This window comes from Agreia sp. Leaf283 (assembly GCF_001422485.1).
Lineage (GTDB): Bacteria > Actinomycetota > Actinomycetes > Actinomycetales > Microbacteriaceae > Agreia.
On the sequence record NZ_LMNF01000001.1, the window covers coordinates 1,328,974 to 1,354,403 of the forward strand.

Here is a 25,430-nt window from a genome sequence, read left to right on the forward strand (position 1 = left end):
TGCGCGCGACCACGACGCAGGAGGCGGTTGTGTTCATACTGTTCGCGATCCGGTCGACGGAAGGGCCCGGCGACGCGTAGCGTAGGGCGGCAGAGGCGCGACGGAGCGCGAAGGAGCTGCAGATGAACGGTCGACGACGACGGGTCAGCATCGCCGCTCGGCTGTTCGCCGTGCAGGCCGTGTTCGTGATCGTGGCCGTCGGCCTCGCCGTCGCGCTGCTGGCTCTGGATGCCCGTGGCCGGTCCACCGAGGACGCGTCGACGCGCAGCATGGTCACCGCCCAGGCCGTCGCCCACAACCCGTTCGTGATCGACGCCGTGCAGCAGCCGGATCCCTCCGCCGTGCTGCAGCCCTATGCCGTGACCCTGATGGACGACACCGACGTCGACTTCATCACCGTGATGGCCCCGGATCGCACGCGGTACACGCACCGCGATTCCGAGCAGATCGGCAAGAAGTTCCTGGGCACGATCGCCCCCGCGCTCGCGGGTGAGAGCTTCACCGAGACGTACACCGGCACCCTCGGGCCGTCGGTACGCGCGGTCGCACCGATCATCGGGGCCGACGGAAGTGTCGTGGCCCTCGTCTCGGCCGGCATCACGCTGAGCCAGGTCGACGCCGCATTCTGGCCCCGGGTGCACCTGCTGCTGGTAGCCGGCGCCGCGATGATCGCGGTGGGCGCGCTCGTGTCGTGGCTGTTCAGCCGCTACCTGCGCCGGGTCACGGCGGGCCGCGGAGCAGAGGAGCTCGGCCAGGTGTTCGCCTACTACGAGTCGGTGCTGCACTCCGTGCGCGAGGGCCTGGTGCTCGTCGACGCCCGAGGGGTGCTCGTGCTCTACAACGACCACGCGGCCGATCTGCTCGGCCTCACCCCGGGCGGCCCCGAGCGGCCGGTCGACGAGCTCGACATCCCGGCGTCGCTCAAGTCCCTGCTGTTGAGCGAGGGCGAGGCGCGCGACGAGGTCTTCGTGACTCGCGACCACGTGCTCGTCGTGAACCATCAGCCGGCCCTGCCGCCCGAGACCCAGGGCGGCTCGGGCCGCATCCGGTCTCTCGGAACCGTCACCACGCTGCGCGACCGCACCGAACTGCTGCGGGTCACCGGCGAGCTCGAGTCGATGCGCACGATGAGCGATGCGCTGCGCTCGCAGACCCACGAGTTCGCCAATCGCCTGCACACCATCGCGTCGCTGCTCGAGCTGGGCAGAAGCGACGAGGCGCTGCGCTTCGCCGCCGACGAGCTCAACCTCAGCCAGCGGCTCGCCGACCGCGTGCTGGTCTCGATCGACGAACCCGTGATCGCCGCCCTGATGCTCGGCAAGGCGGCCCAGGCGCGCGAGCGCGGGGTGGCGCTCAACCTCGAGACGCACCTCGAGCCGGGCACGCAGGGCTTCGAACCGGCTGACGTCGTGACGATCCTCGGCAATCTCGTCGACAACGCGCTCGACGCGGCCGCATCCGGAACCGCCCCCGGCACCGAGCCGTGGGTCGAGGTCTACCTCGGCCTGGGCGACGGCGAGGACGACCTCGTGGTGCAGGTCTCGGACTCGGGCCCGGGTATCGACTACGAGGCGCGCGAGCGGGTGTTCGGGCGCGGGTTCTCGACGAAAGAATCGGATGCCTTCGGCCGGGGCCTCGGGCTGGCCCTCGTTCGGCAGACGGTCGCCCGGCTCGGCGGGGTCATCGAGCTGAGCGAGCACGTGGGCGCCGTGTTCACGGTGACTCTGCCGATGCCCGCGCGGGTCGAGTCGTGAGGGGGTTCGGGCCATGATCAGGGTGCTGATCGTCGAGGACGAGGTGCTGACGGCCGAGGCGCACGCCCTCTATGTGGGCAGGCTCGACGGCTTCGAGGTCGGCGGAATCGCGCACACCGGTGCCGAGGCGGTGCGGCTGCTCAAGGCGTCGCTGGGCGAGACAGCCGAGCGCATCGACCTCATTCTGCTCGACATGAACCTGCCCGACATCGACGGGCTGGAGCTGTGCCGGCGCATCCGCGCGGGCGGGGTCGACGTCGATGTGATCGCCATCACGGCGGTGCGCAGTGCCGAGGTGGTGCGGGCGTCGATCGCGGCGGGCATCGTGCAGTACCTCATCAAGCCGTTCACGTTCGGGGTGTTCACCGACAAGCTCACGAGCTACCGCGATTTCCGCAGCCTGTTCGCGCAGTCGCCGACCGTGGCGAGCCAGAGGGATGTCGACGGTGCGTTCGCGGCGCTGCGCACGTCGAACGACCCCGGCCTCGGAAAGGGGCTGAGCCCGGAGACGCTCAGTGCCGTGTCGACCCTGCTGCTCGAGTCGAGCGGGGGAGTGTCGGCGCGGGAGCTGGCCGAGGAGATCCGTGCGTCGCGGGTGACGGCACGGCGGTACCTGGAGTACTTGGCCGACTCGGGTCGCGCCGACAGGGCGCCGCGTTACGGCACGCCGGGCCGCCCCGAGGTGGAGTACCGCTGGCGCGCGTGACCGCCCTGCGCCGGTCGCTCGTTCCCTGAGCCTGTCGAAGGGCGGCCTATTCGACCAGCTACTCCCGGATGGTCGTCACGACGTCGACGATGCGGCGGCTTCGTGGCCTACTCGACAGCGCAATGGGCGGAGATGGGCACATCCGACCCGAATACTGCGTTGGTGTGGCGTATCTCCGCCCATTCGCCAGGTTGGGCGGAGACGTCGAGCTGCCGGCTGCCTCTGCGTCCCGGTATGCGCCGGTCGCGTAACACACTGAAGTGCGGAAGGTGGCCGCTTCGCCGACGGTTGATGCGGCCACTTTCCGCACCTCAGTGACACGGTGGCCTCGATACGGACGCAGGCGACCTATTCGACCAGCTACTCCCGGATGGTCGTCACGACGTCGACGATCGAGGGGGCGGGCGGGGCCGATCCGAATCCGAAGGTCACCGGCGGATCGAGCGGGGTCATCGCGCCCAGGCTTTCACCCGAACGGGTCGCCACGACGTCGTCGAGATCCCGGATGAGCGTCACCCCGTAGAACTCCCGCCTCCCGTTGCCCGCCGTGCCGGCCGTGTGCACTCCCGCCACGAGGCGGCTCGCGACGGGATCGATCACCCGGAGCCACGCCGGATGCGTCGCGACCAGCGACGGCACCACGCGCAGCAGCCGGCCGAGCGTCGAGAGGCCGCCCACGCGCATCCGCACCGACAGGTCGCCCGCGGTCACCGCGATGCCGCCGTCGACGCGCCTCGTCGTTATGGGCACCACCCTCACCTCGTCGAACGAGTACGTCGACGACACGAATTCGGCGATCTCGTCGCTCGGAGCGAGCAGCGTGCGGTGGCCGTCGACATCTTGCAGCATCACGTCGGTGAAGGCGCCGAGCGGCGACTCGGCCCAGATGCCCACGACGATTCGAGTGCCCGACGCCGTGCCGAAGCCGGCTATGCGACCAGTGAAGCGGTGTTCGGTGACCATCGGGCCAGCATAGGCGTCGAGGCTCGTCATCAATTCAGGAGGAGAGCTTAGCCGTGTGGATAGTGGCGTCGGCGATGCGCTCCTCCTGAATTGGTCACGCATGAGTCTGTGCTGGCAGCAGCTGCGCCCGGCGCCAGTCGTTCGTGGCGACGGCGTCTTGCAGTCGCTCGTGGGTTCCGCGGATGTGCTCGGCGATCAATGTCGTGGCGAGCTCGGCGTCGCGCCCGCGCACGGCGTGCAGGATGCGCCGGTGCTCGTCGCGCGCGTAGCTGCGGGCCTCGGGCGAGCGGGCTTCGAGCCAGCGGGTTCTCTCGAGGCGGCGCAGGGAGGCGGCGACCGCCGTGCCGAAGAACGGATTGCCGGCGAGCTCCGCGAGGCGGGCGTGGAAGTCGCCTCCCGCCTGCACGCTGTCACCGGCGGCGCTCGAATCTGCGGCGTCGTTCAGCTCGTCTGCCAGCTCATCGAGCTGCTCGTCGGATGCCCTCCGCACGGCCAGTCGGGCCGCCGCGGTCTCGATCGCCTCGCGGTATTCGGCGAGCTGCGCGATCTCGTCGAGGTCGATCGGCGCCACCGCGTAGCTGCGGCCGTCGCGGCGCACGAGACCCTCGGCCTCGAGACGAACGAGCGCGGCGCGCACGGGGGTTCTGGATGCCTGGAATCGCGACTCGAGGCCGCGTTCGGCCAGGCTCTGGCCGGGCAGCAGCTCGAGGGTCAGGATCGCGGTGCGCAGTCGTTCGTACAACTGCGCCGTCTGGGATGAGCGCTCGACGTCGTCGGCCATGGGTGTCCCTGCTCCTTGCCTGATTCTTCAGCGCGGTTGCGGCATTCAGCAATTGGTATACCGTAATGGTATACCAATGTGCCTCCTCCCGGAGGTCGGACGAAGGAACGGCCCCATGACCTCCACGGAGACAGCATCCGACCGCGCGACCGTGCGCATCCCCGCCCGCGCCTGGATCAACCTCGGCCTCGGGCTGGGGGCGCAGTCCGCGGGAACGGTCTTCATCAACACGCCCGCGTTCCTCATCCTGCTGCTGCACACGCAGCGCGGACTCACCCTGGCCGAGGCGGGGCTGCTGGCGTCGGCGCCGACGGTCGGCATGGTGCTGACCCTGTTCGCCTGGGGCGCGCTCGTCGACCGCATCGGGGAGCGCGGGGTGATCGCCGTCGGTCTCGCGCTCACCTCGGCGGCGGCGTTCCTCGCCATGACGGTCGACGGATACGTCGCGATCGGTGTCTTCCTGCTTCTCGGAGGCATGGCCTCTGCCAGCACGAACTCGGCAAGCGGCTCGCTCGTGGTGCGCTGGTTCCCGAGCTCGCGGCGCGGGCTGGCCATGGGCATCCGGCAGATGGCCGTGCCGCTCGGAGTGACGATCGCCGCCGTCTCCGTGCCCGTGGCGGCCGAGGCCGGGGGAGTGCCGCTCGCCCTGCTCGTTCCCGGCGTGATTGCGGGCGTGTTCGCCGTGGCCTGCGGGGTCGGCATCCGCAATGCGCCCGCGGTGCAGGTGCGAGCGGCGGACGCGCCCGCGGCATCCGGCTCGCTCGGGGTAAGCGACGCGCCCACGGCGCCCGGTGTGCCGGCTGTCTCTACGGCGCGACCCGCCAATCCCTACCGGGGAAGCGCGTTCCTGTGGCGCATCCACGTGGTGTCGGTTCTGCTCGTCGTGCCGCAGTTCACCGTGTCGACGTTCGGGCTGGTGTGGCTGGTCACCGAGCTCGGCTGGACGCCGCTCGCCGCCGGAGTTCTCGTGGGAGCCGCGCAGTTCGTGGGCGCGATCGGGCGCATCCTCGTGGGGGTGTGGAGCGACAGGCTCGGCAGCCGCGTGCGCCCGCTGCGCTGGGTCGCCATGTCGGCGGGCGCCGTGATGCTGCTGCTCGCCCTCTCGGATGCCGCGGCGTGGGGTGCCGCCGCCGTCGTCTTCGTGATCGCCACGGTCGTGGTCGTCGCAGACAACGGGCTGGCCTTCACCTCGGTGGCCGAGACCGCGGGGCCGGCCTGGAGCGGCCGCGCCCTCGGCGTGCAGAACACCGGACAGTACGTGGCCGCCTCGATCGTGGGCCCCGCTGTCGGAGCGCTGATCGGGCTCGTCGGCTATCCGCTCGCCTTCGTGGTGGTCGCCCTGTTCCCGGTGGCCGCGATCCCTCTCGTGCCGCGCATGCGCGAGGAGCGCGACCGGCTCTGAGCTGCCTGGTGCCCGTGACGACGGATGTTGCCGGTGGCCTGGGCACATCCGTCGCCAAGGGCAACGTTTACGCGCTCTCGCGTGCCCGAGCGGGCGATCGGTGGGGCCAGCGGAGTCTGCGCTGCGCCAGCAGGATGCCGAGGAACACGAGCACGGCGCCCAGCGGCTCGTTCCACGAGAGGGTCTCGCCGAGAACCAGGATGCCCAGGGCGACTCCCACGATCGGCGTCAGGTAAGTGACGGTGGATGTCACGGTCGGGCCCCAGGTGAGCAGCACGTTGATGTTCCAGAGGTAGGCGAAGCCGGTGCCCACGACTCCGAGGACGAGCAGGCTGGCGACGATCGCGGGTGTGAGCTGCACGGCGCCGATCGCGACGACGGGCGTGAGCAGCAGCATGATGGCACCGCCGAGGCCGATCTGCATAAAGGCCGTCGTGACGCCGCTGACGCCCCGACCGGTGATGAAGCGGCGCAGGTAGCTGAAGGTGAATCCGTAGCAGACGGCAGAGCCGAGGCAGGCGAGCTGGCCCGCGAGCTCGGTGACGGGCGAGCCGGCCGCGGCGGCCGAGGGCACGAAGCGCCAGGGGCCGATGATCACGATGACTCCGACGATTCCCACAGCGACGCCGACAATCTGCGCGCGGGACAGCTTCTCGACGCGGAACACCAGAGTGGCCATGAGGGCGGTGGTGATCGGGGTGACGGCGTTGTAGATGCTCGCGAGCCCGCTCGACACGTATTGCTCGGCCCAGGCGAAGAGCAGATAGGGCAGAACCGACCCGGAGATGGCCACGACGACGAAGTGCGCCCACACCTTCGGCGAGCGGGGGAGTGCGCTGCGGGTGATGAGCATCACCACGCCGAGGGCGAGACCGCCGAGCACCAGGCGGCTCCAGGCGACCTGGCCGAACGAGGTGCCCTCGAGGGCCACCTTCATAAAGAGGAAGCTGGCACCCCACACGATTCCCATCGAAGCGAACTGGATGGCCGCCGAGACGTTCGTGGTGCCCTCGGCGGTGCGGTGCGTGGTGCTCATGGGTTCACGGTATCGGTAGCGGCGGACTGGCTCTAGCGGGATTCCGACGTCACAGTGCCAGTCGAGCGCAGGTGTTCACGCCATGCGCGGTGGCTGAACCACCGCGTTCGACGCGAACACCCGCGCTCGATGGAGGGTGCTAGCTGGAAGGTGCTAGATGACGGGCGACTCGGTGTCGGCCTCTGTGGCGGGCGCCGCCGTGGTGCGCGCGCCGGTGCTGCCCGCGCCCTGAGTCGACTTGGCGACCATGCCGCCGCCGAGCCCTGCGAGCAGTGCGCTGAGGTCGAGGCCCGTGGCCTGCTTGATGACCTCGGGCAGCTCGGTCATGTTCTGCGCGACAGACTTCGTGAGCGCACTCGCACCGTCGGTCGAGATGATCGAGATGTTGTCGACGTTCGACAGCGGCTCGGCCATGCGACGCGCGACCTCGGGCAGTGCGTCGATGGCGCGCGAGGCGAGGGCTTCGCGGCTGAGCAGGTTCTGCGCCTCGGCGAGAGCCTTGACCGCGGCGGCCTCGGCCTCACCCCGTGCCCGTGTGGCGGCGGCGTTGGCGTTTCCGAGGGCGGTGATCGACTCGGCCTCGTTGACGGCTGCGGTGCGGGCGGCCTCTGCCGTCTGCTGACGACGGTAGACCTCGACATCGACGGCGGCCTTCTCGGTGTCGCGATCGGCCTGGGCCTTCTGCACCGCGGCGTAGGCAGCCGCCTCGGCGGGCTGGCGCACCTCGATGTTGAGTCGCTGCTCGGCGACCTTGGCCTGCTCGACCACGGCCTCGCGCTCTTTGCCGGCCACGAAGGTGGCCTGCTCGGCGCGTGCGAGTTCACCGGCGGCATCCGCCTCGGCATTGGCTCGCTCGGTGTCTGCCTTGATCGAGGCGACTCGGATGTCGAGCTCGCGCTGGCGCTCTGCCGTGAGCTGCTCGTTCTCGATGCGCGACAGGGCCGCGGCGCGCACGGTCTCGGCCTCGCGCACTTCGGCGATCTGGCGGGCCTGGGCGGCCTCTGCGCGACCGCGGTCGGCGAGGTACGTCGAGCCGGGGGTCTCGATCTCGCGGATGTTCAGGGTCTCGATCTGCAGGCCCAGCTCGGCGAGCTCGCCCTTGGTCTCGGTCACGGCATCCTGCGCGAGCTGCGCGAAGTTCTTGACCAGCTCGTCGACGGCCCGGCCGCCGATGAGTCCACGCAGCGAACCTTCGAGCGACTGCTGCACGATCTCGGGAAGCTTCGCCTGCTGCAGCAGGTAGCGCTGGGCGGCACGGCGAACGCCGTCTTCGCTGCCGGTGACCTTGAAGTTGACCGTGGCCTTCACCGAGGTGCGGATGAAGTTGCTGTCTATTGCGGTGACGTCGACCGAGGTCTGGTACTGCTCGAGCGAGAGCTTGAAGCCCTCTTGGAAGATGGGCCAGATGAACGTGCGGCCGCCGATGATGACCTTCTGCGGCGACGTGATGCCCTCTGCGGCGCCCTTGGCTGCGCCGCGGCCGACGACGATGAGCGCCTGGTTCGGCGGAACGCGGCGGATGCGGCTGGCGATGAAGCCGAGCAACGCCACGATGATGACGATGACGACGACCACCGAGACGATGGACGTGTTGCTGCTGATGAAGTCCATGTACTGGGCTTCCTCTCTGTAGGGGACTATGGCTCTAGGAGGCGGGTGCGTCTTCGACGATCGCCTCGACCTTGACGCGGTAGCCGTCTTCTTCGACGACCCGGATGCGCGTCTGCGCCGCGAGGGTCGCGTCGCTGAAGGCGAGTCGCCGTTCGAGCTCGCGCACGTCGTCGAGGTTCACCTCTCCGCCGGCAGGGCCGGTGGTCACGGTAGTGACGCCGACGAGGCCGACGGGCGAGTAGTGGCCGCCGCTCTCTTGTTTCGCGATGTGGCTGACGAAGAGCTGGATGGCCACGAGGGCGACGAGGGCGAGCGCCACGGCGATGACGTAGGTGAGCCAGGTGGGCAGGTCGTTCGAGACGGTGATGATGCCCGCGACGCCGAAGATCGACAGGGCGGCGCCGATCGCTATGCCGGAGACGAGGCCGTCACCCGCCCCGATAAGGTCGAGCAGATCGCCGACGATGATGCTCGAGAGCAGCAGAAGAAGGCCGACCGCGCCGACGATGAGAAACGGGAGCATGCGGCACCTTTCGTGTCGTAGCTCTTCTAGCATGCCCTAACGAGGGGTGCCCTGTCAGGTCTTGCGCGCTGCGAGCGCGCCGACGACACGGTCTCAGTCGTAGACGCGCACGAGCGACCACTCGCGATCGGAGACCGACCAGACCACGTCGAAGACGAAGCTCACACCGAGCTCGTTGGTGGCCTGGAACCGCCAGCCGCGAACGATCGGGGGGTGCGTGACGCGCGACCACGCGAGGTCTTCGAGAGGGGTGGGCATGTCGCTGACGCGCCAACGCCGCCCGTTCCACACCATGCGGGAGGGCACGTCGTCGTCGACCCAGAGGGTGACCGCTTCGGCCGTGTACGAGATGCTCATCATGCTCCGATCATTCGAATATATGTTCGATAGTGACGAGCATAGGCGCGCGTTCGCGACACGCCAAAGATTCGAACGATCCGAATCGGGGACGTCTTTGTCAAGTCCCAGAATGTCGATTCGCGATCTTCCCTACAGTTGTCCGGTCTCGCTGTACGGAGGCGCGCGCACCAAGAGAAGAGCAATGGGAAAACTGATTTACGCACGGTCCGAACTCGAGATCGACATCGCCGATCGGGCGCTCCTGCACCTGCAGCTCGTCATCGGAGCGAAGCTTCGTCGCGGCGAGAGCTTCTTCTTCTCGTGGAAGGAGGATGTCGCCGTCGGAAGCGGCCGCTCCAGCATCTGGCTCACGCCCGCCCTCCCCCTCTACTTCCGCTTCCACGACTCGAAACTCGGCCCGGTCAACAGGGAGTGGATCGACCTGCTGGCAGCATCGTCGAACAGTGGACAGGGCCTCGTCTACACGGAGGAGCCGGGCACGCCGCCCTCGTGGAACCCCCGCGGACACGTGTGAGCGCATTGTGCCTCACGAGGCCCGTGTTGCCTAGACCTGTTGCGCCCGGCATCGACGACGTACTCTAGCGGCGGAGAACGAGCCACAGGAGGTGAGCCGGATGGGTGCCACGAATGACGACGATGACATCACGCCGCCGCCGCCCGCGCGACCTCGACGCTCCCTCAACTCGAAGGCCATTCCCTACGGAACCGAGGAGATGGGCACGTTCTTCTCGGACGAGGAGTGGGACTCCGGCTGGGAGATCAACCACACGGTGACCCCGCCCCTGTAGTCAGCGTCACACCGAACGGGCTCAGACCCGACGGCGTCAGAGCGAACGGGGAGGCGCCGTGCTCTGCCGTTCGATGAGCACGGTGGGAACGATCGTCGCTCCGCCCGACGGCCTCGAGCCGTCTATCTGGGCGAGGAGTTGCTCGATGCACAGTCGCCCCACGGCGCTGAAGTCCTGGTGCACCGTCGTCAACGGAGGCCAGAACGAGCTCGACTCCTCCATGTCGTCGAATCCCACGACGCTGATGTGCTCGGGAACGGCGAGGTCGTTCTCGTGGAACGCGCGCATGAGTCCGAGCGCCATCTGGTCGTTGGCGGCGAACACGGCCGTGACGTCGCGGTTCTTCACCAGGGCGAGGCCGTGCTGGTAGCCCGAGTTGGTCGACCAGTCGCCGACGAGAACGGGTGGGGCCTCGATGCCGGCCTCGGTGAGGGTGTGCAGCCACGAATCCCTGCGCCGGGCGGCGGAGTACGACGCCTCCGGCCCGGACACGTGCCACACCGTGCGATGACCGAGGTCGAGGAGCAGTCGGGTCGCGTCGCGCGCCCCGGCCGTCTGGTCGGTGTCGACGACGGCGTAGGTGTCGTCGGCGTCGGAGTCGACGATCACGACCGGCATGCCCGTGGGCAGTGAGATGTCGGCCCGGTCGAGGATGTGCGACTCCGCGATCACGACCACGCCGTCGACGGCCTGTTCGCTCAGCCGGGTGAATGCTCCGAGCAGCTGACCCTGGGTCGGCAGGGCGATCGGGATCAGGGTGATGGAGTAGCCGGCCTGCGTCGCGGCGGTCGCGATCGCGTCGAGCGTGCGCATGTTGCCGAACGTCGACAGCGTGAACATGATGACGCCGATCGAATTGAACCGGCCGGTCTTCAGCGCGCGGGCGGCGCTGTTCGGCCGATAGCCGATCTGGCTCATCGCCGCGAGGACTCTCTCCTTCGTCGACGGCTCGACGTTGTTCAGCCCGTTCGCGACTCTCGACACCGTCTGCGCAGAGACGCCTGCCACGGCGGCGACATCGGCCATCGAAGGCCCTCGTTGCGGGCGGGGAAGCTGGTCGGTGACATCGTCGTCTTCTCGAGCGCTCACTGTTCTCCGATTGTCTGCACGCGACCGGATCGCACATCCGCGTGGCATTTGTTTACGTAAACATGCTAGCGTCATCCCATCGTGTTTACGTAAACATCCGCGCGGCGGATGTCAACGTCTCTCACGCAGAGACTCTCTCTAGAAGAATGAGAATGTGAAATGACGACGGTGTCACAGGATCCGACCGCTGCGGTCGAGCCCCGCCTGGGCAGGCGTGCCGCCCCGCACAAGGCGAAGCGGGACTGGACCGGCTGGAAGTTCATCGGCCCGTTCATGCTGATCTTCGCCTTCGTGCTGATCGCCCCGGTGGTCTACTCGATCTATCTGAGCTTCTTCAAGGACCAGCTCGTCGGCGGCAACTCCTTCGTCGGACTCGCCAACTACATCCAGGTGCTGGGAGACCAGAAGTTCTGGGAGTCGCTCGGCCGGGTGTCCATCTTCCTCGTCGTGCAGGTTCCGATCATGCTCCTGCTCGCACTGTTCGCGGCTCTCGCGATCGACAGTGCCCGTCTGCACTTCCCGGCGTTCTTCCGCATCGGCATCTTCCTGCCCTACGCCGTGCCGGCGGTGGTCGCGACGCTCATGTGGGGGTTCATGTACGGCGTGCGCTTCGGCCTCGTCGCCAACATCAACGACTTCTTCGGCATCTCGCTGCCCGACCCGCTCTCGAACGCGTGGGTTCTGGCCTCGATCGGCAACATCGTCACGTGGGAGTTCGTCGGCTACAACATGCTGCTGTTCTACGCGGCCCTCCGCGTCATCCCCACCGACCTCTACGAGGCGGCCGAGCTCGACGGGGCCAACCACTTCCGCGTCATCCGCAGCATCAAACTGCCGGCGCTGCGCCCCGCCATCGTGATCGGCACCATCTTCTCGATCATCGGCAGCTTCCAGCTGTTCAATGAGCCGAACATCCTGAAGCCCCTGGCGAAGAACACCATCGTCACGTCGTTCACGCCGAACATGTACGCCTACAACCTGTCGTTCTCAGGGCAGCAGTACAACTACGCGGCCACGATCGCCATCGTCATGGGCGTCGCCACCGCGGTGATCGCCCTCATCGTGCAAAATCGCGGCTCGCGAAAGGAGGTCTGAGATGACCCAGGCCACAATTCCCGTCCCGTCCACGACGGCCCCGACCCGCAGCGCCCGGTCGTCGTCGCGAGCGACGAGGCACACGCGCTCCCTCGGGGGCCGAGGCGTGCACCAGCGCCGATCGATCCTGCTCACGATCGTGATGTCCGTGATGGTGGTCTACGCCCTCTTCCCGCTGTTCTGGCTGTTCGTCAGCTCCACGAAGACCCAGTCCGAGCTGCTCAGCTCGTTCGGCCTCTGGTTCAGCGGCGACTTCTCGCTCTTCGACAACATCGCCCAGACGCTCAGCTACGGCAACGGCGAATTCGTGCGCTGGTTCGGCAACACGCTGCTGTACGTGGTGGTCGGCGCCGGCGGTGCGACGCTTCTCGCGGCACTCGGCGGCTACGGCCTGGCCAAATTCAACTTCCCCGGAAAGAAGGGCGTCTTCGCCGTCGTGCTGGGCGCGGTCGCCATCCCGGGCACGGCCCTCGCGGTGCCCACCTTCCTGATGTTCAGCCAGCTGGGCCTGACCAACACGCCCTGGTCGATCATCCTGCCGTCGCTGATCAGCCCGTTCGGCCTCTACCTGATCTGGACCTACGCGCTCGACGCCGTGCCGACCGAGGTGCTCGAGGCCGCGCGCATGGACGGCGCCGGCGAGATGCGCACCTTCTTCACCATCTCGCTGCGTCTACTGACGCCCGGCATCGTCACGGTGCTGCTGTTCACCGTCGTCGCGACGTGGAACAACTACTTCCTGCCCCTGATCATGCTGTCGGAGCCGACCTGGTACCCCCTCACGGTGGGGCTGAACCAGTGGAACGCGCAGTCGCAGACCGTCGGCGGCGACGCGATCTACAACCTGGTCGTCACCGGTTCGCTGCTCACGATCGTTCCGATCATCGTCGCGTTCCTGTTCCTGCAGAAGTACTGGCAGTCAGGCCTCTCCGCAGGAAGCGTCAAGGCCTGATCGGCCGGCGCCCCCGCCACCCGAACCCATCCTCCATCGCACCACCAGTTCAACACCACAAGGAAGTGAAAGGCATACACATGAAGATTCGCAGCAACAAGGGCCTCCGCAGAGGCGCGGCGGCACTCACCGGGGCTCTGGCCCTGGGACTCGCCCTCTCCGCCTGCTCCTCCGCCGGCGGCGGCGCCGAGACGGGCAACGCAGACGATATCGCCAAGGCGCTCGACACCGAGACCACGCTCACGGTGTGGGCCTGGGCCCCCGCCGTCGAGCAGATCGCCAAGGACTTCGAGAAGGAGCACCCGAAGGTCACCGTCAACGTCGTGAACGCCGGTACCGGCAACGACCAGTACGTGAAGCTGCAGAACGCGATCAAGGCCGGATCGGGCGCGCCCGACGTCGCCCAGATCGAGTACTACGCCCTGCCGCAGTTCGCGCTCAGCGACTCGCTCGTCGACCTGAAGGACTTCGGCTTCGACTCCTTCGCCGACGAGTACACCGACAGCACCTGGAACTCGGTCAGCCTCGACGGCGGCGTCTACGCCCTCCCGCAGGACTCCGGCCCCATGGCGCTGTTCTACAACAAGGCCGTCTTCGACCAGTACGGCATCGCCGTGCCCACCACGTGGGACGAGTACGTCGCCGCAGCGAAGCAGCTGCACGCCGCGGACCCCACGAAGTACATCACCAACGACACGGGTGACGCCGGCTTCACCACCAGCATGATCTGGCAGGCGGGCGGCGAGCCGTACAAGACCGAGAACTCCACCGACGTCTCGATCAACCTGCAGGACGAGGGCTCGAAGAAGTTCGCCGACACGTGGAGCCAGCTCGTCGAGGGCGACCTCGTCTCGCCGATCTCGTCGTGGAGCGACGAGTGGTACAAGGGCCTCGCCGACGGCAGCATCGCCACACTGACCATCGGTGCCTGGATGCCGGGCAACCTGGAATCCGGCGTCGCGGACGCGGCCGGAGACTGGCGCGTCGCGCCCATGCCGACGTGGGAGCCCGGAGCGGCCGCCAGCGCCGAGAACGGCGGCGGCGGTGACGCGATCATGAAGCAGAGCAAGAACAAGCTGGCCGCGGCCGGATTCCTGCAGTACATGAACGAGGGCGAAGGAACCCAGACGTCGATCGCGGCCGGCGGATTCCCGTCGACCGTCGCCGACCTCAACAGCGATGAGTTCCTGAACTACGAGAGCCCCTACTTCGGTGGACAGAAGATCAACCAGGTTCTGGTGCAGTCGTCGAAGGACGTCGTGAAGGGATGGCAGTACCTGCCCTTCCAGGTGTACTCGAACAGCATCTTCAACGACACCGTGGGCAAGGCCTACTCGAGCAAGTCCGACCTCAACTCCGGTCTCGAGGCGTGGCAGAAGGCCACGGCCGACTACGGAAACGAGCAGGGCTTCACCGTCAAGGCGGGCAGCTAGCCTCCTGCATCCGTACGGCCCCCGTCAGCCAGCTGGCGGGGGCCGTCTTCACGCACACCTGAAAGAGAATCCTTCGTGGCCCACGCCCGCCTCACCGTCACCCCGTCCGACATCATCGCCCCGGTGTCGCCGCGCCTGTTCGGCTCCTTCGTCGAGCACATGGGCCGCGCCGTCTACACGGGCATCTACGAGCCGGGCCACGCCACGGCCGATGAGCGGGGATTCCGTCGCGACGTGCTCGAACTGGTGCAGGAGCTCGGGGCCACCGTCATCCGGTACCCCGGCGGCAACTTCGTGTCGGGCTTCCGCTGGGAGGACAGCGTCGGGCCGGTGGCCGAGCGCCCCACCCGCCTCGAGGTCGCCTGGCACAGCATCGAGACCAACGAGGTGGGCCTGCACGAGTTCGCCGACTGGGCCGAGACGGCCGGCGTCGAGGTCATGAACGCGGTCAACCTGGGCACGCGCGGAATCGAAGACGCCGCCTCGCTGCTCGAATACAGCAATCACCCCGAGAACACCGCCCTCTCCGAGCAGCGCCGAGCCAACGGCCGCGACGAGCCCTTCGGCATCACCCTGTGGTGCCTCGGCAACGAGATGGACGGCCCCTGGCAGATCGGTCACAAGACGGCGGATGAATACGGCCGGCTCGCCGCCGAGACCGGCAGGGTCATGAAATGGATCGATCCCGGCATCGAGCTCGTGGCCGCCGGAAGCTCCAACGCCGACATGCCCACCTTCGGCACGTGGGAGAAGACGGTGCTCGAGCACGGCATCGACGTGTTCGACCACATCTCGCTGCACGCCTACTACGAGGAGACGAACGGTGACGTCGACAGCTTCCTCGCCTCCGGGGTCGGCCTCGACCGCTACATCCGCCGCGTCGCCGACATCATCCGCGAGACCCTCGACGCCCACGGCTCCGACCGCACGATCGGCATCAGCGTCGACGAGTGGAACGTCTGGAACCAGACGCGTTTCAACGAGATCGACAAGCCGCCGCTCTTCGCCGGCGGGTGGAACGAGCACCCGCGCATCATCGAAGACGAGTACACCGTGACCGACGCGGTCGTCGTGGGGTCGCTGCTGATGTCGCTTCTCCGCAACTCCGATGTGGTGAGCATGGCGAACCTCGCCCAGCTGGTGAACGTCATCGCCCCGATCCGCTCCGAGCCCGATGGCCCCGCGTGGCGGCAGACCACATTCCACCCCTTCGCCCTGACGGCGCGCTTCGCCCAGGGCTCCGTCGTGCGCTCCACGGTCGAGGCCGACGAGCAGAGCACGGCCGGCTACGGGGCCGTGCCGCTGCTCGACGCCGTCGCCCTGGCCGACGGCGACGAGACGACGCTCCTCCTGGTGAACCGCTCCACGACCGAGGCCCTCGAGGTCGCGGTCGATGTCGAGGGCGCACCCGTCGCATCCGTTCTGCACCAGCGCACGCTCGGCGTGCCCGACGGCGGCAGCCGGCACTCGAGCAACAGCCAGAGCGAACCGGATGCCGTGCTGCCGCTCGACCTCGGAATCGTCACGGTCGACGACGGCGCCGCGAGGGCCGTGCTGCCGGCCCTGTCGTGGTCGATCGTGCGCCTGGCGACTCCCCGAACCACCTCGACCATCACGACACCTGGGACCGACAATGTCTGACTTCCGCATCGGCGACACCGATTTCCTGCTCGACGGGCAGCCCTTCCGCATCCTCTCGGGGGCCCTGCACTATTTCCGGGTGCACCCCGATCACTGGGCCGATCGCATCCACAAGGCGAAGCTCATGGGGCTCAACACCATCGAGACCTACGTGGCGTGGAACGAGCATTCGCCCGAGCCCGGCCGCTTCGACACCGAGGGCGGCCTCGATCTCGGACGCTTCCTCGACCTGGTGGCCGCGGAGGGCATGTACGCCATCGTGCGACCCGGGCCGTTCATCTGCGCCGAGTGGGACAACGGAGGGTTCCCCGGCTGGCTGTTCAGCGATCCGGCCGTGGGGGTGCGCCGCAACGAGCCGGTGTACATGCGCGCCGTCGCCGACTACTTCGCCGCACTGCTGCCGATCGTCGCGTCGCGCCAGATCGACAGGGGTGGTCCCGTGATCCTGATGCAGATCGAGAACGAGTACGGGGCGTACGGCTCCGACAAGGACTATCTGCGCGCGCTGATCGAGCTCACCCGTGCGGGCGGCATCACGGTCGACTTCACCACCATCGACCAGCCCACCGACCAGATGCTCGACGACGGCAGCCTGCCCGAACTGCACAAGACGGGCTCGTTCGGATCGCGGGCCGCCGAACGGCTCGCCACCCTGAGAGCGCACCAGAAGACCGGCCCGCTCATGTGCGCCGAGTTCTGGGACGGCTGGTTCGACCACTGGGGCGCACACCACCACGTGACCGACGCGGCGGAGTCGGCGCGGGAGCTCGACGCGCTCCTGGCCGCCGGCGCCTCGGTGAACATCTACATGTTCCACGGCGGCACGAACTTCGGCTTCACGAACGGCGCCAACGACAAGGGCGTCTATCAGCCGACCGTCACGTCGTACGACTACGACGCCCCGCTCACGGAGTCGGGCGACCCCGGTCCCAAGTACTGGGCGTTCCGCGACGTCATCGCGCGCTACGCCCCGGTTCCAGACGAGACGCCGGCCGAGGCCGTGCCCGCGCCCGAGATCGAGGTCGCGCTCGGCGAGCGCGCGGCGCTGTCGGATGCCCTGGGCGCGTTGGGCGAGGCCGTCACGGTCGGCGGTCTTCCGACCATGGACCAGCAGGGCCAGTTCCGGGGCTTCGCGTTCTACCGCAGCCGGATCGAGGCGGGCGGCCCACGCGTGCTGACGGTCGACGAGGTGAGGGACAGGGCGCAGGTCTTCGTCGGCGCCGCCGCCGTGGGAGTGCTGCAGCGCGACCACCACGACACCGCCCTCGGTCTCCCCGCCGTGTTCGAAGGAGGCGCGACGCTCGACATCCTCGTGGAGGACCAGGGGCGCGTGAACTACGGCCCGCGCATCGGCGAGCACAAGGGCCTGATCGGCGGGGTTCGCCTCGACGGGGTCGAGCACGACGACTGGGCCGTCACCGAGCTGGACTTCACCGGGGTCACCTCGGGGCAGGCATCCGGCGTCTACTCGGCAGTGCCCGCCGAGCGGGCGGTCGCCGGTCCGTCCTTCCTGCGGGGGCGGTTCGAGGCCGAGGCGGGCCGCGACCTGTTCCTCAGCACGGAAGGCTGGGGCAAGGGCCAGGCCTGGGTCAACGGGTTCAACCTCGGACGGTACTGGAGCCGCGGCCCGGCCACCACGCTGTACGTGCCCGGTCCCCTTGTCATCGACGGCGCCAACGAGCTGGTGCTGTTCGAGCTGCACGGAGCGCAGAAGGCGGTCGTGCGCTTCGTGTCGGGCCCGTCGCTGGGGCACACCGACTTCTGAAGTCTCAGTCCGACGTCGCCCGCAGGCCGCTCGAGGAGAGCAGGTCGTCGACGTCGACCCTGATCACGACGCGTTGGGGGTTGACCCGCGGCTGGCGGTAACGGACCGCATACCGGGCCACGGCATCCGCAACCGCATCGGGCTCGCGCTCGATGCGTGCGGGACCCGACAGGGTGAGCCAGCGGATTCCGTCGACCTGGCTGACGGTGGCGTGCCCGGCGCGCTCGATGTTGCGCACCTTCTGCGTGCCGTCGCCCGTGATGATGCGCAGCACACCGTCGGCGAACGTGAAGCCCACGGGCACCGAGTGGATGCGGCCGCTCGGCGAGATGGTCGACAGGATCGCGAGGTGCCGCTCGGTCACGAACTGCTGGCCCTCGTCGGTCAAGGCTGCTGAATTGCTCATGATCGACAGGCTACGGCAGGTGCTGACGCATACTGGACGGGTGGACAGCCGACGCCGAACCGTCTTTCAGACCAGCCTCATGAGCGCCCTCCTCGATGGCGTCTACGACGGCGATCTGACCGTGGCGGAGCTGCTCGAGCACGGCGACTTCGGACTCGGAACGTTCAACGCTCTCGACGGCGAGATGCTCGTTCTCGACGGCGTGTGCCACCGGCTGCGCGCAGACGGGACGGCGGAGCGTGCATCCCTCGACGACCGCACGCCGTTCGCCGTGGTGACGCCGTTCGAACCGACAGTCGGATTCGACGTGACGTCACGCATGTCGCGCGCCGACGTGGTGGCGCAGATCATCGCGCGCGAGGACTCGCAGAACTACCTGTTCGCCGTGCGGGTGCGCGGGCGCTTCGAGTCGGTCACGACGCGCACGGTGAGGAAGCAGCAGAAGCCGTATCCGCCGATGCGCGAGGCGGTTAAGGACGAGGCCATCGTGACCTTCGAGGGGGTCGACGGCACCGTCGCGGGCTTCCGCACACCCCTGTACGAACGCGGCATCGGCGTTCCCGGCGGGCACGTGCACTTCATCGACGACGAGTTCACGGCGGGCGGGCACGTGCTCGACTTCGTGCTCGAGCACGGGCGCGTCGACATCTGCAAGGGCACCGACCTGCAGCTGCGCCTGCCGCTCAACGAGAGCTTCGGAGAGGCCGACCTCGACCCGGCAGACCTGGACGACCAGGTGCGCAACGCGGAGAACAGCAGGCCGTCACACTAGGTCAGGGCCCGCCCCGCCAGTGGTCGATGCGGTGCTTGTCGGGGGTGAAGCCGTGGTCGACGCCCCAGAGCACCGCCTGCGTGCGGCTGGATGCCCCGATCTTGCGGTAGATGCTGCGGATGTAGCTCTTCACCGTGTTGGGGCTGAGGTAGGTGAGCTGCGCGACCTCGGCGTTGCTCTTGCCCTGGGTGATGAGCGCGAGGATCTCGGACTCGCGGTCGGTGATGCCCTCGTTCCGCCCGGGCCAGTCGAGGCCGGATGCCGGGCTCGCGCGACGGGGAGGGTCGCTGATCACCATCTCGCCGGCATGGATGCGCTCGAGCGACGCCACGAGCTCGCGGGCGGGAAGCGTCTTCGACAGGTACCCGTGCACACCCTGCTGCTGCGCGCCTTCGACGAGATCGGGGTGGAAGTTCCAGGTGTACATCACGACCTTGCCCGCCCGGGGGCTCGCGACGAGGGCACTGATCTCGTCGTGGTCGGACTCGGGCTGGGCGAACGAGTCGTACATGACGATGTCGACAGTGTCGCTGAGCTCTGTCGTGGCGTCGATCTCGGCGACGACCACGCGGTCGGAGTAGGAGTCGAACATGTGGGCGAGCCCGACCAGCACCACGTCGTAGTCGTCGACGAGGGCGACGGTGAGGGGTCGCGTGCTCGTGGCTGCCATGGGGTAGAACTTACACCCCTAGGGGTGTATTTCCCAGCCTGCGAAGGTGATTGATTGGGTACACCGTTCGACACCCGGACGGCGAAACCGTGCATTCACAACGCACTTCACCTGAAGAGGTCATCATCATGCTCGGACTCATCATCAGCATCCTCGTCGTCGGCATCATCGCCGGCGCCATCGCCCGCCTCGTCGTGCCCGGCAAGCAGAACCTGTCGATCGGCATGACCATCGTGCTGGGCGTCGTCGGCTCCTTCGTCGGCGGATTCCTCGGCTTCCTGATCTTCGGCGCCGACGCCCAGGAGGGCTTCTTCCAGCCCGCCGGCATCATCGGATCGATCATCGGCGCGATCATCGTGCTCATCATCTGGATCCAGGTGCGCGGCCGCAGCACTGCCCGCCGCTAGCAAGTGCTTCATGACGACAGAAGCCCGTCTGACCTCTGGTCGGACGGGCTTCTGTTGTGTGTGAGAGCGGATGACGGGAATCGAACCCGCGCTATCAGCTTGGGAAGCTGAAGTTCTACCATTGAACTACATCCGCGTGGCCTGCATTCGTGCCGCAGGCATCCATAGCCTAACCGACGATCGGCGCGGAGTCGCGATGCGTCAGAGGCTCGCGAGTTCGACCACGATGTCGTCGACGGCCTTGTCGTGCCAGCCGCGCAGCTGCTTCGACGAGTCCCAGAAGACGGATGCGTAGGGCAGCCAGGCGGTCACGATGCTGCCGATCGTGAAGGCGGCGAGGATCAGCCCGCGCAGCAGCGCCCGCCCGAAGCCGATCGGTCCGGGCGACGAGAATCCGACCACCTCGATGCGCATGATCCGCTTGCCGGGGGAGGCGCCGCGCGTTCCGACGAGCCAGGCGACGACGAGGAACCAGCCGAGGCTCACCGCGACCACGCCCACGAGGGCCAGAGCGACGACGAGCGTGCCCGCGTCGGGACGAGGTGTCGCCGATGCGTACGCCGCTGCCGGCCACACGAAGAGCAGCGCGGCCGCGGTCACGATGAGGGTGGTGATGGCCCGATCGATCAGGAAGGCCGCCGCGCGCTTTCCGAACGATGCCGGCGTGCGCGTCGTCGGCGTCGTCGGCAGGGGCCGCCATCCCGGATCACCCGGGGGCATCTCGGGCTGCCGCGCGACGGTGTGCTCCGGAGGAGTCTGGGGCGCGGCGATCTGCGGGGCCGTGGGCTGGGCCGCTGCTGCGCTCTCAGATCGTGCGGCGACCGGATGCCCGGGGCCGGGTTCCCAGTCGAACACCGGCAGGGCCGCCGGTCGGGCGGGCGGCTGCGCCAGCGCCGGGGGCAGAGACGCGACGAGCCCCGCATCGGCGGGAGCCACGGGAGCAGGCGCGACGAAGGGCGAGGCCTGCGGTGCAGCCGGTCGCTGCTCGGATCGAGTCGGCAGCGCGGGCTCCGACACCGGCGCCGGCGCGGGCCCCGCATCCGACAGCGAGAACTCGACCGCTCCGGCGCGCGACTCGTCGGCGAGTACCCCGAAGCGATCGGAGAGCTGGGCGTCGACGACCTCGCCGAGCAGTTCGAGCAGGTCGACGATGCGCTCCTGCACCCCGGGGTCGGCGCTGGTCACGGCCTGCCGGCCCAGCGCATCCGGATCGACCCCGGCCACGCCGCCGACACCAGCCATACGGCCGACACCAGCCACGCCGCGATCCTGGCCCGTCACGCGCATCGCCGACACCCAGAGCTCGTCGACCGTGCCCACCGTGAGCTCGTCGACGATCTCGCGCCCGATGCGCACGCGCGCGTCGTGGCCGAGCCGGTCGAGGAGCGCCGGCCACGACGAGCGCTGCGTCTCGTCGGCGAGCTCGGGGTGGCGGCCGCGGCGGATCTCTCCGAGCACCACGTTCTGCACGCTCGTGAGCAGGGCCGCCCAGAGGGGGTCGGCGTCGAGTCCGGCGAGCTCCGACGGAAGAGTCGAGGGGGCGGAGAGAGCCCGGGCGAACGGGTCGGAGGCGTCCATCCGACCACCCTAGTGCGAGGCCCGATCCGCCCTGCAGGACTACGCATGTGGCCAGGCCCGCCACTTGGCTAGGCTATGGCCGTGCTGCTATCCGATCGTGACATCAAAGCCGAACTCGACGAGGGCCGCATCGGCCTCGATCCCTACCAGCCCGAGCTGATCCAGCCCTCGAGCATCGACGTGCGCCTCGACCGCTTCTTCAGGCTGTTCGACAACCACAAGTACCCCTTCATCGACCCCGCCGAGGATCAGCCCGAACTCACGCGGCTCATCGAGGCCAAGCCCGACGAGCCGTTCATCCTGCACCCGGGGGAGTTCGTGCTGGGGTCGACATTCGAGCTCGTCACCCTGCCCGACGACATCGCCGCGCGGCTCGAGGGCAAGAGCTCGCTGGGCCGACTCGGCCTGCTGACCCACTCCACCGCCGGATTCATCGACCCCGGCTTCTCCGGCCACGTCACCCTCGAGCTGTCGAACGTGGCGACGCTGCCGATCAAGCTCTGGCCGGGCATGAAGATCGGCCAGCTCTGCTTCTTCCGCCTGTCGAGCCCTGCCGAGAAGCCCTACGGTTCAACGGAGTACGGCTCCCGCTATCAGGGCCAGCGCGGCCCCACGGCCTCGCGCTCGCACCTCAACTTCCACAGAACAGACGTCTCCCAGGCCGACTGACCACTGGCGGGTGTTGCCCTGCGCGACGGATGTTACCGGTCGCCCGGGCACATCCGTCGCCCTCGGTAACAGACAGGGCGGATGCGCGCGGGCGGGCCGGCTACTCCGGGCGGGCGGCCGGGTCCGTCGCCAGGTCCTGGCTGGCGCGGTCGACCACGTCGGCGAGTTCGTCGGTGAGCAGCAGCTCGCGGCGCAGGTGGCGTGTGCGGTAGGCGGCACGGCCGATCATGTGCACGGCGACCGGGGCCGTGAGCATCTGGAAGAGCATCACCAGGAACAGCGTGGAGACCGTGGCCCAGTTGCGCTGCTCGAGCGCGATGGCGAGCAGGATGAACGCCAGCCCCGCGATCTGCGGCTTCGTCGCCGCGTGCATGCGCGAGAGGGCGTCGGGAAAACGCAGGAGCCCGATGCCGGCCGCGAGGCTGAGCAGCGCGCCGATGAGCAGACAGACAGCGGAGGCGACCTCGAACCAGGCGTCGGCGGTCATTTCTCGCCCCCTGCCAGCTCGTCGAGCGACGGATCGAGGGGAGAGGTGCCTCTATCTGCCTGCTTCGCCTCGGCCTCCTTCTGCTTCGTCGCGAACCTGGCCACGCTGACCGAGCCGACGAAGGCGAACATGGCGAGCACGAGGGCGACGGGAAGGGTGCGCGTGTGATGGTTGTAGACCATCTCCGCCCCCAGAACGCAGATGAGGGTCGAGAGCAGCATGTCTGCGGCCACCATGCGGTCGAGGATGGAGGGTCCGCGCCAGATGCGCACGACGGCGAAGAGCGCGGCGACCGCGAAGAGGGCTCCGGCCACGTAGACGACGATGTTCATTCCGGGTATCCCCCTTCTGGTGTGTACTGCTCGGCGGGAACGATCGGATGCCGCGACTCCCAGGCGCTCTGCCGTCGCCCGGTGATGAGCGGAGGAAGCGACCGCTCGGCTCGCGACATGTTGACGCGGCGCACGTCGTCGCGCGATCCGATGGCGCGCACGATGCGCTCCTCGACCGCGACGACGCCAGCGCGAACCTGCTCGACGTCCTCCGGGGTCTCGGTTCCCAGCGCGTGCAGGTACAGGATGTCGTCCTGCCGGTCGGCCTCGACGATCAGCGAGCCGGGAACCAGCGATACGGCCAGGGCGGTGAGAGTGAGGCTGAGGTCGGACTTCGTCGACAGCTGCACGGCGATGATGGAGCTCGTCGGCACGCGTCGCGGGTCGATCGCCATCCACGCCACCTGGAACGACGCTCGAACGAGATCGAAGACGAATCTCGCCAGGAACAGGAGCACGCCGAGCGGGTTCACCCGGTCGGGCAGCTCGACGGGCGGCAGGTAGAAGACCCGGGTCACGAGCAGGGCGAGCACCAGTCCCGTGACGATGCTGAGCACCGACACCTGGTCCCAGAGGAAGAGCCAGAGCACCACGAGCCAGACGAGCAGCGGCACCTGGCGCCAGATCGACCCCTTCATGCGGCTCACGAGACGCCTCCGTTGGGGAAGACGAGCGAGATGTAGTCTGCGGGCTGCTCGAGGTTCTGGGCCGCGCGGGTGGCCATGGAGTACAGGGGCCCGGCGAAGACGGTGAGGGCCAGACTCACGGTGACCATGGCCACGGTGGCACCGATCATGATGCGCGGCGACGCCTTGGTCTCCTGAACGTCGGCCGACTCGTCGGGCGCCTCTTCGATGCGGTCGAGCGCCGGCGACTCCTCTTCGTGCGCCTCGCGCTTGGGGCGCCAGAACGCGAGGCTCCACGCGCGCATGAGCGCGTAGAGAGTGAGCAGCGAGGTGAGCGCTCCGGCGCCGATGAGCACCCAGATGAGCGGCGACGGCGTCTGCGCTCCGGCCTCGAACAGGCCCAGCTTGCCGATGAAGCCCGAGAACGGCGGGATGCCTCCGAGGTTGAGCGCGGGAACGAAGAACAGCACCGCGATCACGGGCGAGGCCTTGAGCAGTCCGCCGAGTCTGTTGAGCGCGGTGGTTCCGCCCTGTCGCTCGACGAGTCCCGTCGCGAGGAACAGCGTGGTCTGCACCGTGATGTGGTGGATCACGTAGTAGATCGTGGCGCCGAGACCGGCCACCGTTCCGATCGCGATGCCGAAGATCATGTAACCGATGTGGCTGACCAGCGTGAACGACAGCATCCGCTTGATGTCGGATTGCGCGACGGCACCCAGGATGCCGATCACCAGGGTGAGCAGCGCGACGACGAGCAGCACGGTCTGCAGGGTGTTGCCCGGGAACAGGATGGTCTCGGTGCGGATGATCGCGTAGACGCCGACCTTGGTGAGCAGGCCCGCGAACACCGCCGTGACCGGCGCCGGGGCCGTGGGGTAGGAGTCGGGCAGCCAGAACGAGAGGGGGAAGACGGCCGCCTTGATTCCGAACGCCACCAGCAGCATGATCTGCAGCACGAGCTGGATGTCGGCGGGCAGCTCGCCGAGGCGCACCGACAGCTGGGCGATGTTCACGGTTCCAGTGGCGCCGTAGATCATGGCGATCGACGCCAGGAAGAGCATCGACGACACGAGGCTCACGATGATGTACGTGATGCCGGCCTTGATGCGCGCCTGGGTTCCGCCGAGGGTGAGCAGCACATAGCTCGCCACGAGCAGGATCTCGAAGCTTACATAGAGGTTGAACAGGTCGCCCGCGACGAAGGCGTTGAAGACCCCGGCAGCCAGGATCAGGTAGCTCGGGTGGTAGATCGACACGGGCGTCTCGCGGTCGCCGTCGGCCATGCCCTGGCCGACCGAGAACACGAGAACGCACAGCAGCACGATCGACGAGATCAGCAGCATCAGCGCCGAGAGCCTGTCGACCACCAGCACGATGCCGAAGGGCGCCGACCACCCGCCGACCGTCACGGCGTGGCCGCCGGTCTGGTCGGTGAGGTAGACGAGGGCGGCACTCGTGAGCACGACGAGCGACAGCACCGTGATGGAGAACGTGACCTGCAGTCGCGGACGGCGGCCCGCCACGAGGGCGCCCGCAGCACCGATGAGGGGCAGCAGCACGACGAGGGGGATGAGGGAGTTCATC

The 25,430-nt window shown here is 68.2% G+C and carries 27 protein-coding genes and 1 tRNA gene; 13 read left to right on the plus strand and 15 right to left on the minus strand.

Features of this window, described 5'->3' with window-relative positions; genetic code table 11:
• Positions 1-122: 122 nt before the first annotated feature.
• Together ASF51_RS06000 and ASF51_RS06005 are read left to right on the plus strand one after the other, a co-directional pair.
• Positions 123-1,754: a sensor histidine kinase gene (locus tag ASF51_RS06000; RefSeq protein WP_055926515.1), complete on the plus strand. Its 1,632-nt coding sequence runs from the start codon at positions 123-125 to the stop codon at positions 1,752-1,754.
• 13 nt (positions 1,755-1,767) lie between these two features.
• On the plus strand, positions 1,768-2,460 hold the full coding sequence (locus ASF51_RS06005; protein WP_055926518.1) for a response regulator: 693 nt from the start codon (positions 1,768-1,770) through the stop codon (positions 2,458-2,460).
• 360 nt (positions 2,461-2,820) lie between these two features.
• Here ASF51_RS06005 and ASF51_RS06010 read toward each other — a convergent pair whose 3' ends face one another.
• Both ASF51_RS06010 and ASF51_RS06015 read right to left on the minus strand, forming a co-directional pair.
• Complete coding sequence (locus ASF51_RS06010; protein ID WP_055928001.1) at positions 2,821-3,423, minus strand: hypothetical protein; 603 nt, start codon at positions 3,421-3,423, stop codon at positions 2,821-2,823.
• Positions 3,424-3,517: 94 nt separating this feature from the next.
• Positions 3,518-4,204 carry a GntR family transcriptional regulator gene (locus ASF51_RS06015; RefSeq protein ID WP_055926520.1) on the minus strand — a complete coding sequence of 229 codons (687 nt, stop codon included), beginning with the start codon at positions 4,202-4,204 and terminating at the stop codon, positions 3,518-3,520.
• A 115-nt stretch (positions 4,205-4,319) separates the two neighbouring features.
• Here ASF51_RS06015 and ASF51_RS06020 point away from each other — a divergent pair, with 115 nt between their 5' ends.
• Positions 4,320-5,606, plus strand: a complete 1,287-nt coding sequence (locus tag ASF51_RS06020) for an MFS transporter (RefSeq protein ID WP_055926522.1) — start codon at positions 4,320-4,322, stop codon at positions 5,604-5,606.
• A 67-nt stretch (positions 5,607-5,673) separates the two neighbouring features.
• Here ASF51_RS06020 and ASF51_RS06025 read toward each other — a convergent pair whose 3' ends face one another.
• From ASF51_RS06025 to ASF51_RS06040, 4 genes are all read right to left on the minus strand, one after another.
• Positions 5,674-6,642, minus strand: a complete 969-nt coding sequence (locus tag ASF51_RS06025) for a DMT family transporter (RefSeq protein ID WP_055926523.1) — start codon at positions 6,640-6,642, stop codon at positions 5,674-5,676.
• Between the two features lie 153 nt (positions 6,643-6,795).
• A complete protein-coding gene (locus ASF51_RS06030) occupies positions 6,796-8,253 on the minus strand; it encodes a flotillin family protein (protein WP_055926525.1) in 1,458 nt (485 codons plus the stop codon).
• A 34-nt stretch (positions 8,254-8,287) separates the two neighbouring features.
• The gene (locus ASF51_RS06035; RefSeq protein WP_055926527.1) at positions 8,288-8,776 is read right to left on the minus strand and encodes a hypothetical protein; all 489 of its coding nucleotides are present in this window, start codon (positions 8,774-8,776) and stop codon (positions 8,288-8,290) included.
• Between the two features lie 93 nt (positions 8,777-8,869).
• Positions 8,870-9,136 carry a hypothetical protein gene (locus ASF51_RS06040; protein ID WP_055926529.1) on the minus strand — a complete coding sequence of 89 codons (267 nt, stop codon included), beginning with the start codon at positions 9,134-9,136 and terminating at the stop codon, positions 8,870-8,872.
• A gap of 181 nt (positions 9,137-9,317) precedes the next feature.
• Between ASF51_RS06040 and ASF51_RS06045 the strand changes: the two genes are divergently transcribed.
• Complete coding sequence (locus tag ASF51_RS06045) at positions 9,318-9,650, plus strand: hypothetical protein (RefSeq protein ID WP_055926531.1); 333 nt, start codon at positions 9,318-9,320, stop codon at positions 9,648-9,650.
• Positions 9,651-9,750: 100 nt separating this feature from the next.
• Positions 9,751-9,924, plus strand: coding sequence for a hypothetical protein (locus ASF51_RS18985; RefSeq protein WP_157412024.1), 174 nt, complete (start codon positions 9,751-9,753; stop codon positions 9,922-9,924).
• A 36-nt stretch (positions 9,925-9,960) separates the two neighbouring features.
• On the opposite strand, the gene ASF51_RS06050 is transcribed toward ASF51_RS18985, so the two are convergent.
• Positions 9,961-10,950 (minus strand): LacI family DNA-binding transcriptional regulator, encoded by a 990-nt coding sequence (locus ASF51_RS06050; protein ID WP_055926532.1) that lies wholly within the window; start codon positions 10,948-10,950, stop codon positions 9,961-9,963.
• A gap of 222 nt (positions 10,951-11,172) precedes the next feature.
• Between ASF51_RS06050 and ASF51_RS06055 the strand changes: the two genes are divergently transcribed.
• The 5 genes from ASF51_RS06055 (at position 11,173) to ASF51_RS06075 (ending at position 17,899) form a co-directional block, all read left to right on the plus strand.
• On the plus strand, positions 11,173-12,108 hold the full coding sequence (locus tag ASF51_RS06055; RefSeq protein ID WP_055926534.1) for a carbohydrate ABC transporter permease: 936 nt from the start codon (positions 11,173-11,175) through the stop codon (positions 12,106-12,108).
• A gap of 1 nt (position 12,109) precedes the next feature.
• Positions 12,110-13,060, plus strand: coding sequence for a carbohydrate ABC transporter permease (locus ASF51_RS06060; protein WP_055926536.1), 951 nt, complete (start codon positions 12,110-12,112; stop codon positions 13,058-13,060).
• An 80-nt stretch (positions 13,061-13,140) separates the two neighbouring features.
• Positions 13,141-14,493, plus strand: coding sequence for a sugar ABC transporter substrate-binding protein (locus ASF51_RS06065; RefSeq protein WP_157412025.1), 1,353 nt, complete (start codon positions 13,141-13,143; stop codon positions 14,491-14,493).
• Positions 14,494-14,568: 75 nt separating this feature from the next.
• Complete coding sequence (locus tag ASF51_RS06070) at positions 14,569-16,134, plus strand: alpha-N-arabinofuranosidase (RefSeq protein ID WP_055926538.1); 1,566 nt, start codon at positions 14,569-14,571, stop codon at positions 16,132-16,134.
• Complete coding sequence (locus ASF51_RS06075) at positions 16,127-17,899, plus strand: beta-galactosidase (RefSeq protein WP_055926540.1); 1,773 nt, start codon at positions 16,127-16,129, stop codon at positions 17,897-17,899. The genes ASF51_RS06070 and ASF51_RS06075 overlap by 8 nt, the downstream gene beginning before the upstream one ends.
• A gap of 4 nt (positions 17,900-17,903) precedes the next feature.
• Here ASF51_RS06075 and ASF51_RS06080 read toward each other — a convergent pair whose 3' ends face one another.
• Positions 17,904-18,305: a PPOX class F420-dependent oxidoreductase gene (locus tag ASF51_RS06080; RefSeq protein ID WP_055926542.1), complete on the minus strand. Its 402-nt coding sequence runs from the start codon at positions 18,303-18,305 to the stop codon at positions 17,904-17,906.
• Between ASF51_RS06080 and budA the strand changes: the two genes are divergently transcribed.
• A complete protein-coding gene (budA, locus tag ASF51_RS06085; RefSeq protein WP_055926544.1) occupies positions 18,304-19,077 on the plus strand; it encodes an acetolactate decarboxylase in 774 nt (257 codons plus the stop codon). The genes ASF51_RS06080 and budA overlap by 2 nt on opposite strands.
• Position 19,078: 1 nt before the next feature.
• Here the strand turns inward: budA and ASF51_RS06090 are convergent, their stop codons facing one another.
• Complete coding sequence (locus ASF51_RS06090; RefSeq protein WP_055926546.1) at positions 19,079-19,747, minus strand: response regulator transcription factor; 669 nt, start codon at positions 19,745-19,747, stop codon at positions 19,079-19,081.
• Between the two features lie 89 nt (positions 19,748-19,836).
• Here ASF51_RS06090 and ASF51_RS06095 point away from each other — a divergent pair, with 89 nt between their 5' ends.
• Positions 19,837-20,154 carry a GlsB/YeaQ/YmgE family stress response membrane protein gene (locus ASF51_RS06095; protein WP_369797290.1) on the plus strand — a complete coding sequence of 106 codons (318 nt, stop codon included), beginning with the start codon at positions 19,837-19,839 and terminating at the stop codon, positions 20,152-20,154.
• A 65-nt stretch (positions 20,155-20,219) separates the two neighbouring features.
• On the opposite strand, the gene ASF51_RS06100 is transcribed toward ASF51_RS06095, so the two are convergent.
• Positions 20,220-20,290, minus strand: a tRNA-Gly gene (locus ASF51_RS06100).
• A 65-nt stretch (positions 20,291-20,355) separates the two neighbouring features.
• A complete protein-coding gene (locus ASF51_RS06105; RefSeq protein WP_055926551.1) occupies positions 20,356-21,732 on the minus strand; it encodes an RDD family protein in 1,377 nt (458 codons plus the stop codon).
• Positions 21,733-21,813: 81 nt separating this feature from the next.
• Between ASF51_RS06105 and dcd the strand changes: the two genes are divergently transcribed.
• Positions 21,814-22,401: a dCTP deaminase gene (dcd, locus tag ASF51_RS06110; RefSeq protein WP_055928005.1), complete on the plus strand. Its 588-nt coding sequence runs from the start codon at positions 21,814-21,816 to the stop codon at positions 22,399-22,401.
• Between the two features lie 100 nt (positions 22,402-22,501).
• On the opposite strand, the gene mnhG is transcribed toward dcd, so the two are convergent.
• Genes mnhG through ASF51_RS06130 form a run of 4 tightly spaced genes read right to left on the minus strand, consistent with a single transcriptional unit; the run spans position 22,502 to position 25,429 of the window.
• Complete coding sequence (gene mnhG, locus ASF51_RS06115) at positions 22,502-22,888, minus strand: monovalent cation/H(+) antiporter subunit G (RefSeq protein WP_055926552.1); 387 nt, start codon at positions 22,886-22,888, stop codon at positions 22,502-22,504.
• Entirely contained in the window at positions 22,885-23,220 is a 336-nt protein-coding gene (locus ASF51_RS06120; RefSeq protein WP_082479583.1) for a monovalent cation/H+ antiporter complex subunit F, read from the minus strand. Before ASF51_RS06120 ends, mnhG begins: the two co-directional genes overlap by 4 nt.
• Positions 23,217-23,858 (minus strand): Na+/H+ antiporter subunit E, encoded by a 642-nt coding sequence (locus ASF51_RS06125; protein ID WP_082479685.1) that lies wholly within the window; start codon positions 23,856-23,858, stop codon positions 23,217-23,219. The genes ASF51_RS06120 and ASF51_RS06125 overlap by 4 nt, the downstream gene beginning before the upstream one ends.
• A 5-nt stretch (positions 23,859-23,863) precedes the next feature.
• On the minus strand, positions 23,864-25,429 hold the full coding sequence (locus ASF51_RS06130) for a Na+/H+ antiporter subunit D (protein ID WP_055928008.1): 1,566 nt from the start codon (positions 25,427-25,429) through the stop codon (positions 23,864-23,866).
• Between the last annotated feature and the right edge of the window lies 1 nt (position 25,430).

What these genes read in the sequence shown, in the direction of transcription:
- ASF51_RS06010 (WP_055928001.1), bottom strand. Translation starts at nt 3,423, where the DNA reads ATGGTCACCGAACACCGCTTCACTGGTCGCATAGCCGGCTTCGGCACG.
- ASF51_RS06030 (WP_055926525.1), bottom strand. Translation starts at nt 8,253, where the DNA reads ATGGACTTCATCAGCAGCAACACGTCCATCGTCTCGGTGGTCGTCGTC.
- ASF51_RS06005 (WP_055926518.1), top strand. Translation starts at nt 1,768, where the DNA reads ATGATCAGGGTGCTGATCGTCGAGGACGAGGTGCTGACGGCCGAGGCG.
- ASF51_RS06080 (WP_055926542.1), bottom strand. Translation starts at nt 18,305, where the DNA reads ATGAGCAATTCAGCAGCCTTGACCGACGAGGGCCAGCAGTTCGTGACC.
- mnhG (WP_055926552.1), bottom strand. Translation starts at nt 22,888, where the DNA reads ATGACCGCCGACGCCTGGTTCGAGGTCGCCTCCGCTGTCTGTCTGCTC.
- ASF51_RS06020 (WP_055926522.1), top strand. Translation starts at nt 4,320, where the DNA reads ATGACCTCCACGGAGACAGCATCCGACCGCGCGACCGTGCGCATCCCC.
- ASF51_RS06055 (WP_055926534.1), top strand. Translation starts at nt 11,173, where the DNA reads ATGACGACGGTGTCACAGGATCCGACCGCTGCGGTCGAGCCCCGCCTG.
- ASF51_RS06015 (WP_055926520.1), bottom strand. Translation starts at nt 4,204, where the DNA reads ATGGCCGACGACGTCGAGCGCTCATCCCAGACGGCGCAGTTGTACGAA.
- ASF51_RS06075 (WP_055926540.1), top strand. Translation starts at nt 16,127, where the DNA reads ATGTCTGACTTCCGCATCGGCGACACCGATTTCCTGCTCGACGGGCAG.
- ASF51_RS06025 (WP_055926523.1), bottom strand. Translation starts at nt 6,642, where the DNA reads ATGAGCACCACGCACCGCACCGCCGAGGGCACCACGAACGTCTCGGCG.
- ASF51_RS06065 (WP_157412025.1), top strand. Translation starts at nt 13,141, where the DNA reads ATGAAGATTCGCAGCAACAAGGGCCTCCGCAGAGGCGCGGCGGCACTC.
- ASF51_RS06000 (WP_055926515.1), top strand. Translation starts at nt 123, where the DNA reads ATGAACGGTCGACGACGACGGGTCAGCATCGCCGCTCGGCTGTTCGCC.
- ASF51_RS06125 (WP_082479685.1), bottom strand. Translation starts at nt 23,858, where the DNA reads ATGAAGGGGTCGATCTGGCGCCAGGTGCCGCTGCTCGTCTGGCTCGTG.
- ASF51_RS06060 (WP_055926536.1), top strand. Translation starts at nt 12,110, where the DNA reads ATGACCCAGGCCACAATTCCCGTCCCGTCCACGACGGCCCCGACCCGC.
- ASF51_RS06120 (WP_082479583.1), bottom strand. Translation starts at nt 23,220, where the DNA reads ATGAACATCGTCGTCTACGTGGCCGGAGCCCTCTTCGCGGTCGCCGCG.
- ASF51_RS06105 (WP_055926551.1), bottom strand. Translation starts at nt 21,732, where the DNA reads ATGGACGCCTCCGACCCGTTCGCCCGGGCTCTCTCCGCCCCCTCGACT.
- ASF51_RS06045 (WP_055926531.1), top strand. Translation starts at nt 9,318, where the DNA reads ATGGGAAAACTGATTTACGCACGGTCCGAACTCGAGATCGACATCGCC.
- ASF51_RS06090 (WP_055926546.1), bottom strand. Translation starts at nt 19,747, where the DNA reads ATGGCAGCCACGAGCACGCGACCCCTCACCGTCGCCCTCGTCGACGAC.
- ASF51_RS18985 (WP_157412024.1), top strand. Translation starts at nt 9,751, where the DNA reads ATGGGTGCCACGAATGACGACGATGACATCACGCCGCCGCCGCCCGCG.
- ASF51_RS06040 (WP_055926529.1), bottom strand. Translation starts at nt 9,136, where the DNA reads ATGATGAGCATCTCGTACACGGCCGAAGCGGTCACCCTCTGGGTCGAC.
- ASF51_RS06130 (WP_055928008.1), bottom strand. Translation starts at nt 25,429, where the DNA reads ATGAACTCCCTCATCCCCCTCGTCGTGCTGCTGCCCCTCATCGGTGCT.
- ASF51_RS06050 (WP_055926532.1), bottom strand. Translation starts at nt 10,950, where the DNA reads ATGGCCGATGTCGCCGCCGTGGCAGGCGTCTCTGCGCAGACGGTGTCG.
- budA (WP_055926544.1), top strand. Translation starts at nt 18,304, where the DNA reads ATGATCGACAGGCTACGGCAGGTGCTGACGCATACTGGACGGGTGGAC.
- ASF51_RS06035 (WP_055926527.1), bottom strand. Translation starts at nt 8,776, where the DNA reads ATGCTCCCGTTTCTCATCGTCGGCGCGGTCGGCCTTCTTCTGCTGCTC.